The organism is Pedobacter sp. PF22-3 (assembly GCF_026239555.1).
Taxonomy (GTDB): domain Bacteria; phylum Bacteroidota; class Bacteroidia; order Sphingobacteriales; family Sphingobacteriaceae; genus Pedobacter.
The window spans coordinates 1-14,717 of the sequence record NZ_JAPIVP010000003.1; the positions used below are offsets into that span (position 1 = coordinate 1).

Annotated in this window: 13 protein-coding genes; 10 read left to right on the top strand and 3 right to left on the bottom strand. The window is 35.9% G+C overall.

Annotation, left to right across the window (positions count from 1 at the left end):
* Positions 1-304 precede the first annotated feature (304 nt).
* The 4 genes from OQX63_RS05115 to OQX63_RS05130 all read left to right on the top strand — a co-directional run bounded on the left by OQX63_RS05115 (position 305) and on the right by OQX63_RS05130 (position 3,159).
* Entirely contained in the window at positions 305-1,108 is an 804-nt protein-coding gene (locus OQX63_RS05115) for an SDR family oxidoreductase (RefSeq protein WP_265849808.1), read from the top strand.
* Positions 1,109-1,130: 22 nt separating this feature from the next.
* Positions 1,131-1,805 carry an SDR family oxidoreductase gene (locus OQX63_RS05120; RefSeq protein ID WP_265849809.1) on the top strand — a complete coding sequence of 225 codons (675 nt, stop codon included), beginning with the start codon at positions 1,131-1,133 and terminating at the stop codon, positions 1,803-1,805.
* Between the two features lie 83 nt (positions 1,806-1,888).
* Positions 1,889-2,185, top strand: coding sequence for a putative quinol monooxygenase (locus OQX63_RS05125; RefSeq protein WP_265849810.1), 297 nt, complete (start codon positions 1,889-1,891; stop codon positions 2,183-2,185).
* Between the two features lie 77 nt (positions 2,186-2,262).
* Positions 2,263-3,159, top strand: a complete 897-nt coding sequence (locus OQX63_RS05130) for a helix-turn-helix domain-containing protein (RefSeq protein ID WP_265849811.1) — start codon at positions 2,263-2,265, stop codon at positions 3,157-3,159.
* A gap of 395 nt (positions 3,160-3,554) precedes the next feature.
* Here OQX63_RS05130 and OQX63_RS05135 read toward each other — a convergent pair whose 3' ends face one another.
* Together OQX63_RS05135 and OQX63_RS05140 are read right to left on the bottom strand one after the other, a co-directional pair.
* Positions 3,555-4,127, bottom strand: coding sequence for a DUF4411 family protein (locus tag OQX63_RS05135; protein WP_265849812.1), 573 nt, complete (start codon positions 4,125-4,127; stop codon positions 3,555-3,557).
* Entirely contained in the window at positions 4,124-5,281 is a 1,158-nt protein-coding gene (locus OQX63_RS05140) for an ImmA/IrrE family metallo-endopeptidase (RefSeq protein WP_265849813.1), read from the bottom strand. The genes OQX63_RS05135 and OQX63_RS05140 overlap by 4 nt, the downstream gene beginning before the upstream one ends.
* 320 nt (positions 5,282-5,601) lie before the next feature.
* Here OQX63_RS05140 and OQX63_RS05145 point away from each other — a divergent pair, with 320 nt between their 5' ends.
* The gene (locus OQX63_RS05145; protein WP_265849814.1) at positions 5,602-7,233 is read left to right on the top strand and encodes a hypothetical protein; all 1,632 of its coding nucleotides are present in this window, start codon (positions 5,602-5,604) and stop codon (positions 7,231-7,233) included.
* Positions 7,234-7,287: 54 nt separating this feature from the next.
* Here the strand turns inward: OQX63_RS05145 and OQX63_RS05150 are convergent, their stop codons facing one another.
* Entirely contained in the window at positions 7,288-8,010 is a 723-nt protein-coding gene (locus OQX63_RS05150) for a hypothetical protein (RefSeq protein WP_265849815.1), read from the bottom strand.
* 730 nt (positions 8,011-8,740) lie between these two features.
* On the opposite strand from OQX63_RS05150, the gene OQX63_RS05155 reads away from it, so the two are divergent.
* From OQX63_RS05155 to OQX63_RS05175, 5 genes are all read left to right on the top strand, one after another.
* Positions 8,741-10,018 (top strand): phosphotransferase family protein, encoded by a 1,278-nt coding sequence (locus OQX63_RS05155; RefSeq protein ID WP_265849816.1) that lies wholly within the window; start codon positions 8,741-8,743, stop codon positions 10,016-10,018.
* Between the two features lie 24 nt (positions 10,019-10,042).
* Entirely contained in the window at positions 10,043-12,223 is a 2,181-nt protein-coding gene (locus OQX63_RS05160; protein WP_265849817.1) for a caspase family protein, read from the top strand.
* A complete protein-coding gene (locus OQX63_RS05165) occupies positions 12,186-12,542 on the top strand; it encodes a nuclear transport factor 2 family protein (protein ID WP_265849818.1) in 357 nt (118 codons plus the stop codon). Before OQX63_RS05160 ends, OQX63_RS05165 begins: the two co-directional genes overlap by 38 nt.
* Position 12,543: 1 nt before the next feature.
* Positions 12,544-13,182: an AAA family ATPase gene (locus tag OQX63_RS05170; RefSeq protein WP_265849819.1), complete on the top strand. Its 639-nt coding sequence runs from the start codon at positions 12,544-12,546 to the stop codon at positions 13,180-13,182.
* A gap of 835 nt (positions 13,183-14,017) precedes the next feature.
* Positions 14,018-14,689 (top strand): 4'-phosphopantetheinyl transferase family protein, encoded by a 672-nt coding sequence (locus OQX63_RS05175; RefSeq protein ID WP_265849820.1) that lies wholly within the window; start codon positions 14,018-14,020, stop codon positions 14,687-14,689.
* Positions 14,690-14,717: the final 28 nt, after the last annotated feature.

Here is a 14,717-nt window from a genome sequence, read left to right on the forward strand (position 1 = left end):
GTTTTTTGGTTCGAGCACCATATGGGTACCCTGACGGTGCAAAGATTTTTTTTAATTAAAGTTATTTTGTAACATTTTATTATATAGCGACTTGTGTATTTTAATTTGTGCTTTTTTGGTTCGATGTTGTGATTACAATACGATTGAAGATATTACAGTTTTGCATATATAATAGGAGTAATATCCGTCGCTTAAAAGAATTGTATCCGTAAAAATGTATCATAGCTTCCCACTTCTGTATAATTAACCTATATGCCGATGTCTCCATATTTGTATCATTATTTATTTAATAAAAATCAGAATAATGAGCAAGACAATTTTAATTACGGGAGCATCGTCGGGATTCGGACTGATGCTTGCCAAAGATCTTCATCAAAAAGGTTTCAGTGTTATCGGCACCAGCCGTGAGCCTGAAAAGTATCATGGAAAATTTCCTTTTAAACTACTGAAATTGGATATTGATGATGATGCGTCAATACAATCCTTTGCAGAACAGGTAACTATTGAAACCAGGCAATTAGACGTGCTAGTAAACAATGCCGGCTTTATGGTAACGGGTATTGCAGAGGAAACACCGCTAAAGGTAGCAAGGCAGCAATTTGAAACTAATTTCTGGGGAACGGTAAAAGTCACCAATGCCCTGCTTCCAATCTTCAGAAAGCAAAAATCCGGGCAGATCATTACGGTAAGTTCGATCGTAGGCATAATCGGGCCACCAAATCTATCTTTTTATTCAGCTTCCAAACATGCTGTCGAAGGTTATTTCAAATCACTGCGTTTAGAGTTGAATCAGTTCAATATCAAGGTTAGTGTTGTAGAACCCGTTTGGTTTAAAACAAATCTTGGGCATAATGCCATCTCGTCAACAGGAAATGAGATTTCCGATTACGATGCCTACAGAAAGCAGGCCAATATTGCAACGGAAAAAGGATTGGAAGAGGCAGAATCTCCTGAGGCGGTCGTGAATTCTATTACAAAACTGATCAATACCAAAGAACCCAAATTCAGTAATCCGGTTGGAAAGATGTCGGGAATGATTATCTTTCTGCAAGGCTTTGCACCAAAGATGTTCGAAAGTACGATGTTGAGAAGTATAAAAACAGTGTAAGTTTCAATTATAAAACAAGAAAATGAACATTACAGATAAAACGATCTTAATAACTGGTGGTGGATCAGGAATCGGTTTTGAGATCGCAAAGCTCTTAAGCGAAAAAGGCAATAAAATAATTATCGTCGGCAGAACTGAAAGCAAACTGCAGAATGCCGTGGAAAAACTTTCCAATGTAATTGCCGTACGCTGTGACATCAATAGCGAGCATGATGTGAGCAACTTGATTGCACTAGTAACTTCAGAACATCCAGAATTGAGTGTGCTCATCAATAATGCAGGAAGAGCATTTGCCTATATGCACGATGAAAATGCTTCGGCTTTCGAAAAGTCAACCGAAGAGTTTGCCACAAATTACTTTTCGGTCATCCGGTTGACCGAAAGACTTTTACCCTTGCTTAAATCTCAACCCGAAGGAGCGATCGTAAACGTAAGCTCAATTTCAGCAATTACGCCAAGCGCAAATCTTCCGACCTATTCAGACAGTAAAGTAGCGCTACATTCTTATACATTATCACTTCGCCACACCTTGGCAAAAAATACTTCAATCAAAGTTTTTGAACTGATGCCACCACTGGTTGATACCGAGTTTTCTAAAGAAATCGGTGGCGAACAATATGGAATGCCTGCGGAAGAAGTTGCAAAGAGCCTAATGGATGGTTTTGAAAACGACAATTATGAAATCTATGTTGGTTAAACAGCAGAATTTAGACAGTTTTTCTTTTCATCGCCCAATGAAGCATTTGAAATGATGAATCAAACAGTATCAAATTAATGGAAATGAAAAGCGAAAAAATAATTACTCATGTTATAATTGATATAAACCCTGATTGCATTAAAGAGGTTTTATCGGGAGCTAAAGTAACAAGAGATAAAATAATGGTAGAGGAAGGTTGCGAAGTTTTTAATTTAACAATAAAAAAAGATAACCCATTCACATTGGTTGTTTTTGCTGTTTACACCTCCGAAAAAACTTATCAGTGGCATTTGAAGCAGGATTATGTAAAAAGTTTCTTTAAATTTTTGGAAGACAAACTTTTTGCAGCTCCTTTAGTAACTTACCTGGAAGAGGTTTAAATCACATTATGGATCATCTATTAAAAATCTGTGCATCAGAACATAGATTTTTAATAATTTTAAACCATCAAAATTGCATGAAGCACTATAGAACGATTACCGAATTATACATTACCAATGGTTTTTCGCCACCAGAAAATCCTATGCTGGGGCTTGTTACTTTCGAAGACATAAAAGGTTGCCAGTTTGTGGAAACCGAATTTACATTGGGCTTCTACAAAATTGCTTTAAAGAAAGTTAAATCGGGAAATGTGATGTATGGAAAAACTAAATACGATCGCCAGAACGGATCTATGTTTTTTCTGAAACCCAATCAGATTGTGCAGATGAATGATGTTGAGCTTACAGAAAAAGGTTTCATGATTTATATTCACGAAGATTTTTTAGTCAATCATCCATTACATTCAATCATTCAGAAGTATGGTTATTTTGACTATGAGGCTAACGAGGCCCTGCATATTTCGCCCAATGAAGAAGATACGCTTTGGGATCTATTCAATAAAATCCGGAGCGAATATTACAACAATCAGGATGAGTACAGCCGGGATATCATGCTAACTCATATCGATTCTATTTTAAAATATTCCCAGCGTTATTACAAACGTCAGTTTCTCAATCGAACGGTACTTTCGGGCACAACCGTTTCAAAATTTACTGCTCAACTTAAGCAGTACTTTGAAAGTGGGAAATTAAAAGAGAACGGCTTGCCGACAGTGACTTTCTTAGCATCACAACTGGCCTTGTCGCCGAGGTATCTTAGTGACTTATTAAAGCAGGAAACAGGTAAAACAGCCTTAGAGCATATTCATATCGCTTTGTTAATGGAAGCTAAAAATTTATTGATGAGCACAGAAAATACAATTGCAGAAACGGCTTATCAATTAGGCTTTGAAAATCCACCTTATTTTTCAAGGCTATTTAAAAAAGAAGTAGGATTAACTCCAACGGAATATAGAGAGCAATTTTTGAATTAATGGTGAAATTTGAATTATAATTAATCTGCAGTTTTCTTTTCCAAAATTTTTAAAAAACCGCCTAGTTCAATCAATTCTTCCACAAAATGGTTCGAATTATGCACCACCATTGACCCGAAAGCCCTTTAAGGTATCTTAAAGGGCTTTTTTGTTTTTAGTGGTTTTTTAAATCGTTGAATAGAGACGATAGAGACCGATTTTTGGTTCGAGCCCTGTATGGATACCCTGACGATGCAAGAGTATTGGATTGTTGATATTTTTATCGTAAGGTATTGTTAAACAGTTTGTTGAGGTCGTTTTTTTTTTGGTTCGATGTTGATGCCTGGCTGAGAAGTCTGCAGGCAAGCTTAATCGAATTGGTTAGCAAAGCGTTCGAAATGTGGTGCAGGTATTTCCTAATTAAAACTGAAATCCAACTCTGTGTAAAGTTTGATTAGTTCAGGAAGTGTGATGGTATTTAGGGTAAGCTCTTTGCAGATCGCTGGTATTTTTTTAAACAGCTTATTGTCGTTGCTGCTTTCGGTTTCTTCCGTCACAATATAAATATCCTCTGTTTTCCCCTGGCTAAGATTTAAGCAAAGAAGAATCAATTTCATGTCAGCATCCTCCATATATCTTTCCTTCAAGACCTCATATTCGGTATCAGTTAACTTATTTTTCAAAATTCTATTGACGAACTGGTTATCCACCTGTCTTAGGAATTTTGAAGGGGCGGGAGCGAGTATGGAATCGGTATGATATGGTATCTTGTTTTCTTTTAGAAATTCCTTATCAGTTAGGTAGTCCAGCTTTTCAAGTACCAATCCTCTTGCATTGTATTTGCATTGTTCCAATACTTTATCAATGATAATCATTTCTCCATCAGCAATCTTCTTTTTGAAAAACTCAAAAAGAACCTGCTGGCCATCGAATGGTAAGTAGTAACGTACCAACGATAAAAGGGAATTGGTATCTATTATTACTTTCATTGAAGGAATTGATCTAGCTTTTCGGGTTTAATATTGAGTGTTTTACATACATCGTACTCGTTGATTACCCCTTCATAAAAAGCAGTTTGAATCGTTGAGATGAGCAATGGAGAGTTGATCGGTTTGGGTGTAGAGCCACGCTGACTAACTCCATCCTGTTTGTCCAGCTCTCGTTGCTTTTTTTCCTCCTCCACTCGCTGTTTAAACTGTTCATCAAAATCAGCTTTAATCTGGTTATAGTTGTTCGAAGAAATTTGTTTCTGATATAAAAGTCTGGTAAAGAGTGCTATTTTGCTAAGGTGCGTATTTGTTGAAATCGTTTCTATTTCACTGTGATGATAATCATTGAAAGCACTTGCCACTCCAAGATTTTTAATTACAGCATCATATTCTCCAGCGAGAAAATAATAAGCAAAGTCGTTACACCAACGTTCTACCACACTTAAGGTGGTGCTGGCCATATTTTGTATATCTAGCTGCTCGACTTCTTCTTCATTTAGCAGATAATGGCCCAGCTCGTGCGCTAGTGTGAAAATTTCCCGGCGGAAAGAAATCTGCTGCCTTTTTAGTACGATCACATTAGGGTTTAGGAAAAATCCGTCGATATTGGCTTTATCCTTTTTATTCCAGGTTTCGACAAATTCAAATACCAGAATATTGTATTCTGCAAGTTTTCCAATAAATGCCTTTAGAAAATCTTTCGGCACAGTACAGAATTTGGGATAAAGCAGTTTTCTGATGGCCGCAGAAATTTCTTTAGGGTCTTGTTTACTGCTATACACGGGGATTTGCCGTTCCAATCTCAAATCAGCGAGTTTCGCAATGCCGGACAGCGAAATCTTAAATTCTTCAAACTGGTTGACAATACGTTTCGCGCCTAAATTCAAATCCACATTGAAGTTGGATTTTCTGAAAAAGATGCTGGCTTCCTTGTTCTGTTCGGGAGCTTTTGGATCCAGATAGAAATGGAGACCCTTGTTGAAGATTTTATCGATGCGCTTGAGATGGCTCAATTTGACTTCATCGGCGATGATCTCATCTTCAGTGATCGGCTTGGACAGGCCGTCGCTGATTATTAAAAGCAGGTCCTTTACTGTCATCTTATAAAGAGACAGCAGGTATTTTAAGCGTTGTATGTTTTGCTCTACTTTCAATGTTGCGTTTATGGCTATTTACAAAGTTACTGTTTTTTCCAGATAGATTAGAGTCCGCATTCGAGTTAGCGCATTTCGTAAATCCTTACAGATAGGTTAGCGCGACGATCTATCTATTGAAACAAATTTTACTCTGATAACCACCAAAAATTATTATATCGTGACACCATCTTACTAGTTTTATTGCTTCGCCCGCAAATTATATGGTTTTAATCGCCTATTAGTCATCTAAATATCAGATAGTTATATGTTTTTTGAATTTCCATTTAAAAAAGCGATCATTGCAAGATAGCTAAAAATTTAAAATTAATAAGGGCAGCGTGACAAATTCAATATTAACCGAGCAAAATCAATACAGCAGTTTTTTGCAGGAAAGACTTTGGGATCAACTTTTTGAGTCCGGCAGCGATCTTCGCAAAGCGCTGGTAGCACATTTCAAAGTGTCAGACGACTATGCGCGCAAGATTATTGAACGTGCAGTTAAAGCTCGCTGGATCAGATCTTCCAAGCCATATACCTTTGGACGCGGTCAGTATATCTATATGCCCTTTGGCCAGGAGCTTGATTTTTTTAAGGTAAAGACAGTTTGCTATTCCACTAGACCAGCGCTTTACCGACTAATGCAGGCCATTGAAAACAATGAAGGGGTCATTTCCTTTTATGAAGGGCTAAAAATCACCGCTTCGCCAGATGAGAACAGTTCGACCAAGGTGACGATTTTGAAGGATATGGTCAAACTGCTGATGAGAATGGATCTGGTTTACGAGCTGCAGGATTCCAATGGAGTAAATTATATTCTCCTTAAAAACCATTTTGATCCCAATCCGGAAATTACTGATGCTAGGCTTATGGGAGCGCAGTTCAATAAGATGGTACTCGACAGTAGTCTGATGGCTGATATTATCCGCTGGCTAGCGAAATCAAACTTGATAGACAATATCAACGCAATCTACCGCAATAAGAAAACACCTTCCCTTGGTGCTAAGCAAAACAACTTGTATTGGGATGCTTATAGCTACACCAGGGCGACGGGAATCAACCCTTTCGTTGGTGCTAAAGCCAGTACAGTAGAAAAGCAAACACTGGTGGTCTTGGATGTTGTGCTATCCACAGAATATAGCCAATTGGATCTAGATGGCTTTTTAGCTAGGGTCCAGATCAATCTAAATTCCGTGAAAACAGGCGTTCGCAAAATTTTGCCCATTGTCATTTACCGGTCTTGCTCGGTGCTGGTATTGGGTAAAATAAGCAAGCTCGGCTTTTTAGCTTTTGATATCGGATCGATCTTTGGAACCAAGATCTATTCTCTACTGAACAAACTAAAGGAAGTGAATGACTTGTTGTTTTCTGGAGGACAGTTAGAACATTCTGTAAAAGAAGTACTCAAGGTTATTCGCAGCGCAGGACAGGAAGATGCTTTACGGGATTTGCGGGGAGTAATGTTTGAGATTTTGATGTTTCCAGTGCTCAGTTCAATATACGCCAATGCAGCTGCGACTCGCGGAAAGACCTATTCGGTTACAGATGCTGATGGAAAAAAGGAAGGCTATGAATACGATTATATCTTTAACTCAAGCCACCCGCAAGAAATTGTGGTTGTAGAGCTGAAAGGTTACAACGAATCGGTCAGTATTAATGTCGGAGATCGGGATAAAAAGGGTACGCTAAAATGGTTCTTTGAAAGGACCTTGCCTTTTGCCCGCCAACATTTTGCTAAAGAAATTGCTGAGGGTAAACACTTCAGGGGAGTATATATTACTAGCGCACATTTTTGGAAGGATTGCAATGAATTTATTGAAACGATGAATAAAAGCCACTTTAAATCTGCAAAAATGGATGTTGCCTACAGCCGTAAGGAATTATTGGCAATGTTAGCTATAAATGGGTTTATCAAAGAATGCGAGATTATAGAGGAGTATTACGCCAAAGCGGAGCAGTCAGATGACGCGTGATCTAAGCCTAAGGTACTGTGGTAAGAATGATAAGCAATCAATAATGGATATCTTTTATTTTACTATTATATTGGGGCTTCTTGAAGGTTTTTGCTGAAGAAGTATTTTTTTGTCAGACAAGGAAAATGATTTCCTTTCATCAATAATATTTTGAATTTTCGTTAGTTTTTCAAAATAAAAATCATAGTGAGCACGGTGATTGTTTTTAGATCTTGCATCGATTAATCCCACTACAATTCCACATATTTCTTTAAAAATTTCAAACCACGTGTCTATTTGTATTGTGTCAACAAGTTGAATGTAATGTAAGACTTCGGCATCATGAGTTAAATTATGCGAATACAATGGAAATTCCCATTGACCATGGGCTATTTTATTTCGAATATTTGCTTGAGTTTTTAAATAATTATCTAAAAGCTTATGTATTTTTTGTTTCTTATTTGGCAGATCGGATCCTGATTTGCTAAACTTCAAGAATGCAGTATTAACACATTTTTTCCATCTATTTAATATATCTTTATCTTTTAAAATATACTTTTTTTCTTCCAAGCTGAAGCCGAATGGAGTATGTATTAATTTAACAAGACATGCTTCAGTCCACGCACTATAAATTAATAGATAGACTTTAGTCTGAATTTTAAGCGAAAATTCATCTTTTCCATTTCTAAGCAAATCATTTATTTTAATATTTATCTGCCTTCTTGCCGATTCTAATGCTCTTACATTTTTGCTTAAATCACTGTGAAATTGCTGTTCAGCTGAAATTGTTGACGACATAAACTTAAAATTTTGGCGACTGAGAGGGATTATTAATTAATCACTCTCAGCCGCCCGGAATCGAACCGGAACCAATCTAACGAGTAGACCGTGCTAGCCATAATACACTACGACTGTGCCTTAAATAGTTTTACTTATTTATTAATGGACAATATTTTTGTGCTGTTATAATAATTTCTATGCTACCAAATATAAGATTTTTAATTATTATTTATTGGTCTGAATTCTCGTTTAATAAAATCTATGAATTTTGGCATTAGAGCTTCTAGAGGTTACCTAAATTAAGGTTAAAAATGCCTTCTAGAATGAGCTCAATTCTTTCATAACCAACTATAAATTATTTCTCCAAAATTTTTGAAAAACCCCCGATTTCAATTAATTCATCAACAAATTGGTTCGAATTACGCACCGCCACTGACCCCGAGTTTTAAAAGCAGTTCTGAAAGAGCTGCTTTTTTTTATTTAATGTATTCACTTTTAAAGAGTTATGGAATATCTTGCCCATAAAAATCGGTTCAATGTTTTGATGTTAAAAATGTAGATATATCAAAAATGCCTTTTTTGGGCGTATAAGCATTGATTTTTAGGTTCGAGCCCCATTATCGAGTTCCCTCATAATCGATTTGCAAAAAAAAGTAACGCATCAAAAATATTATATAAACTTTCAATAAAGAATTTGGTTTTCAATTAATTTTTAACAAATTACATGAACTAAATAGTTAACGCTCAAATGAAAGATTTTAACTTTTCCAAGGAATTTACAGCCACTGAATTCGCACATTTGCTTGACAATTTTATTGTCAGAAGAAGATATTTTTCAGATGTGGATAATAAGCAAAAGATTTCTACGAAATCTGTAAATAATGACAATCTGCACGGTGATGCACTCCCATTACCAAATGAAATCAAGGAGTTGCTTGGAGATAACGGAGATGGAGTTAGAGAAGAAATAATTTCTAACCTGATTAGTCAGGCCTTGGCCAATGGACTTGATCCCAAGCATTTGATAAATAGAAAAACAACTTCCGTAAGTGAAGGAAGTACGGCGATGGACGTAAGTCTCAACAATGCAGATGTTTTTTTTGCCACAAAAATTGATAATGATCAAAAACTTGTCAGGGAGGCTATCACCTTAAAAATGGTGGAAATAAGACCAAACCTCCCAAGAAACTTCGGAAACTATTTTCCAAAAGTATATGCAACCAAATCTGACGGCCCTCCTTATGCTTATATTATGGAAGCTTTCAGGATGGATTCCATGGCGAAGTACCTCTACAAGACAAAAATTAGTGAAGACTGTGCTATAAACATTTTAGACATAGTTAGCGAAATATTGATTGGCGCCTATAAATCAAGCCGTAATCAAAATCTTAGACCCAACATTTCTGTTACTTATCTAGACCGCATTACAGAACGTTTAAAATTAGCTGCTGAGCTTGATAAAGATTTTGAGAGGCTGATTAAAAGTGAAGTTGTAATTAATGGTGAACGATTTCAGCCAGCAGCATATTATGTTGAACAGATTCAAAGAAGAATGGCTGAGTTTGAGGTGCCATTTACGACATTTGTACATGGCGATGCACACCCTGAAAACATATTAATCAGTAGTGCAACAGGAGACCCAACTATTAAATTTATTGATCCAAAGGATTGGTATGAGGGCGATTACGTATTTGATCTTGGAAAACTCTGTCACTATCTATTAGTTACTGGTCCTGTAGAGAAAGCTGAAAACAAGCCTGACATTAAAACCGACTTCCTTAACCCATCAATAACTTACGATCTAATTGAGCATTGTGATCCGGGGAAACTGGTGGACTATGCGTTGAAAAAATTCAAGGCATTAGCGCTCGAGTTCAATGACACCACCTTTGAAAAGCGATACAACCTTTCAATGGCTTCCAATTTATTGGGTCTACCTGTTGGAAGGCTTCAAAAAGGCGATAAAAAAAGTAGTGCAATTGAATATGCTGAAGGATTGAAGTTTTTAGCTTCCTGTATCAAATAATCCTTCATTCAAAATGTGAAAATAATGGTTTATAAAGCACTTTTATTTGGTGTAGACAATTACAATGAAAGGCAATATCGCCTTTCAAGTTGCTTGAATGATGTACGGGATTTAAAAATTGTCTTAGAAGCTGGGACAGAGGAATATGCATTTGATGTCTCGACGGTGAATGAGGACACTTTGCATCATGCCTTCAATAAAAGACTTAGAAGTTTTTTTGACGAGCGTACCTCTATTTCGCTATTTTACTTTTCTGGGCATGCAACGAATGACCAAGACCCAGTTATGATGCTGAAGAATTACAGTACCGATAATCCTGGGGTTCCATTTAGTGACGTTATTGGGGCCGCCTCTAGATCTAAGGCAATGAATACGATTCTAATTTTAGACTGTTGTTACTCTGGAAACTTAGGAAACGTCATAAAATCAAACACCATTTTAGATAAAGGACTAATCATTCTCACCTCTTCGGCTGAAACCGAGGAGTCCAGGTGCATAAATGGTCAAAGAAGTTCGTTTACGGATCTGTTGATACAAGCCCTGGATGGCGGTGCGGCAAACGAACGAGGCATTATCGATATTGCGTCTGTTTTCAGCTATATCAATAAGAACGATACATTAGCACAGCGCCCAATTTTCAAGTGTAATGTGGAAAATTTTCTACCTTTAAAAAAGCTTGATACACTTCAAGCCCTGAGCCAAACATCTGTAAAGATTCATAATGAGGTGAAGAGTTTTTCCAAGAATGAGTGCGTGGTCCAGGTTGTTTATCAAAAGGAAGATTATATGAAACTCCTAGAAGAAGCTATTGATGACGCGACTAATGAAATTCTTTTTACCTCTTCAAGGATAGCAGATGAGAATGATGAACTCTATGGGGAACTGCAACGAAAAATTAATATTGCTTCCAAACAATTTCAAGTTCGAAATCCTAAAAGAAGACACATTGGGATTATCCCAACAGAGTCTCAGGGTTCGCTGAAAGGAGCGATAGCATTACGGCTTGAGGTGCCAGATTTATCTCTCAGGTTTCATCCTGAGTTGACCGATCTAAAATTCAACTTTTTTATTGCCGATAAAAAAAAACTCATCATCAGATTTAAAGACAATTTCGAACGTGTCAACTATTCAGTTTCGATTTCGAGGGAATCTATAGCTTTACTAATGCGGCGTTATTTTTACCGATTATGGTCTGAAGCAAAAACAATGACTGTCTGGATAGATCATTATAAGAAGGAAAATGAAAATAAATTAGGTGAAATCGGAATTGAATTATCTCGTTCACATAACTATGAAGAAAAGGCTTTCTTGGAATTGCTTTTACGTACAGATCTCAACTTTTACACGTTAATTAACAATCAGAATAAACTTATTAAAGCACAGTCAGACCTCAAGGGTATCTATGATGAAAAATCTAAATATTTAAAAGTTCTTGGTGAGGTGATAAAAAGTAGGGATACAGGTGCAATAACGCTCAATGGGGTTCAAAATGTCACTCATGCAATTAAATCTTCAATTGTTGATTATACCAAATACGGAATGGTATTTGCCTTTCAATATTTTTTAGCTAATTACTTCAAGGTAAGACATACCTTTATGGAACCAGGCATTAACAAAAGGGTAGAAAAAATCTCCAATGTGTTGGATCTTGGAGGAGGAGGTGGTGCTTCAATGGCTGCTTTTGTGGATTATATGCTTGCCGATAACGTTCTCGCAAGAATGCCTACAATTACTATTGTTGATCATTCTGAAGCACAGATCAACCTTTGCAAGAGAATCTTGCAGTCAGATTCTATTAACTACATCAACTTGAAAGCCATAGACTTTCTAAAGGATAACAAACAAAAATTTGATCTAATTATATCAAGTAACTTTTTGTGTGAGGTCAGCAGTAAGGCCTCCACGACTCAAGATTCTGACAGATCTGTTTTATTGGAAGAAATTAGTAAGCACCTTACTTCTAACGGATATTTACTTATTATTGAGCAGCTGGAATCAAAGATTTACGAATTCCTGCTTACTTCAAAATGGTTTGAATGCATTGCCTATAAATTTGAAAATGAGCGGTATAAAATTCCGCTTTCTGCGCTTAATGAACTTATGGAAGCGCCTGATTCGGTAGATGTGAATTTAAATGATTTTCTGAAAAAAAATTATACTTTGAGATATGGATTATATAGAGCAAGAACTAATAAACCGTTATAAATATCTTTGGGAGCAGCATGATGTGCAAAACCTAGGGAAGTTATTTACCCAAGACATCGTTTACCATGAGAAATCTACAGTAAAGTTTGTGGGATTAGAAGAACTGGAAGTTTATTGGACAGAAAATAAAAATAAGCAGGAAAATGTCAAATTTAATGTTTTGCGATATGTTTCTATCGAAAATCAAATAATAATCGACTGGCGTGCATCGTTTTATGACAACATTAAAAAAATAGCCCTAAATTTAGATGGTATAATGTGGTGGGATTTACGGGATGGAAAAATTAGCACTTTAAAAGAATTCTTCAATATAAACTGAAATGGCTACGAGTCTAAAAAACCTGAACAGCAAAATTATCGGAATAACAGGGAGTCCCGGCTCCGGAAAAACCACTTTAGCTTCAATGTTTATGGATTTTGACAACGCCATTGTAATCCAGGAAAACGTTACAGAATTTCCAGAATTCATTCTAAAAAATTTAAGATCAAAAACCAAACTCTTTGAGACTATATTATGGTTTAGGAATAAACAGGTAAAAGATTTTTTATTAGCAAGGTCATGGGCCAAAAAAAACTACACTGTCATTATAGAATCTACTTTTTATCAGTACCAGCAATATATTGATCACTACATCTCCGACGAGCCTTCTAGGGAAATATTAAGGGCGACAGGTGATTTGGACAATCTGCTGATTACTCCACCAGATATATTGATCTATTTAAGCCTGAATAAAAAAAATATAAAGACTAATCTCTTCAACAAGGGAGAAGCCTGGCCTCTTTATTCAGTAGAACTTATAGATTATCTTTCAGAAATGGTAGTGTATTCTGAACAATTCGTTAAAACGCATACTGAAATTTTCCCCAACCTCATTGAAGTAGACAGGTCGCTATATGATTTTAGCAGATCTGAAGATTTTTCTTGGCTCTTGCAACGTATCAACAATATCATCAGCTAGTTTTTGCAAAATCACTCCATTTGTATCCCCATATATTAAATGTTAGAATCTAAATTTTAACAAGCTGAAGTTACAGGCAACAAGAAGTTGAAAGAATCAGGTAATGGAATATAATTCATTTACCTCGGGTCAGATATGAAACTATTCTTCCAAAATTTTTGAAAAACCGCCTATTTCGATCAATTCGTCCACAAAACGGTTCGAATTACGCACCGCCACTGACCCTTAAAGAGATGCTCAATTTTGATCATCTCTTTTTTTATTTTCTTTAATTATTTGCGGGTCAATGATTTAAGTTGCTGGTCTATAGTGATCAAGCGGTTTGAGATTTTGTATTTTTATTTAACCTTTTATCGATTTGTTAAATAAAACATGCTGAGAATTTAGATGGAACGTCAAAAAATTGTTTGATTTCTTATTGGGGTTATAAAACCTAATTTTTATTGCGCTCAAGGATACTGTAAATCTTTGCTATGAGATACAAAAAATCTAATATCTTCTTTTTATTAAAAAAAAGTTTAATTTATTAAATTAAATATGCAACTTGCATTACAAGAAGACCATCTTAAATAGCCAAATGAATAAGAGGTCGATTGTCATGTATTGTAGCGGTAGCTGTATCTTTTCCATTTCAATTAATTTATAAATTTATTGTAAATATCTGCTCAGGCGCCTGTAGCATCAACTTTTTGATCGACAGCAAGATCTGGCCTTGAGGTATATTGAGGCAACTAATTTAATTGAGGTTTTTTCTCAAATTTTTGTCATTTGATTTTAGATTGTTTAAAATATTGCCCTTCTGTCCCGGTAGTTTTTAAAATTTCATAGATAGAATTTGATAACTTTATTATACTCCTATATTGAAAAGGACCTGCATCAAAAATTATTAAAAGACACTTTAAATAATTTTCCTGATGATTTTCAATATAAAATTTCGCAATTCAGAAGATGGCAGGATGCGCAGCTATCTTTATTAGGCCGATTACTTCTTTTAAGAGGGTTATCGAAATTCAACATAGGTACAAAGGACATTCGTTTTGTGTTTAACGCACATAATAAGCCATATCTGGAAAATACAGCATTAAATTTTAACATTTCCCATTCAGAAGATTTGGTAGTATGTGCATTCAGTACAGAAGGAGAAATTGGAGTGGATGTAGAATTGATACGGAACATTGATGTAAGTGACTTTAAAAGCCAAATGACACTTTGGGAATGGAACAAAATACATGAGGCTACAGATAAAACAGAGGAATTTTTTACTTACTGGACACAAAAAGAAGCTACGTTGAAAGCATGCGGTGAAGGATTGACCGGAATTGATTTAACATCATTTCATATAGTAAATAATAAAGCCATAATTAAAAAACAACAATATTTACTTCATGAAGTGGATATCTCTCCGAGGTACAAGTGCCATATCGCAATAAAATCCTGGGACCACATAATTAAGGATGCGGAGGTCAGTTTGTGCTTCTTAAGTTCAAATACATTCTGCAGTATCTGATACGATTAGTACCTGCTATTAATGACAA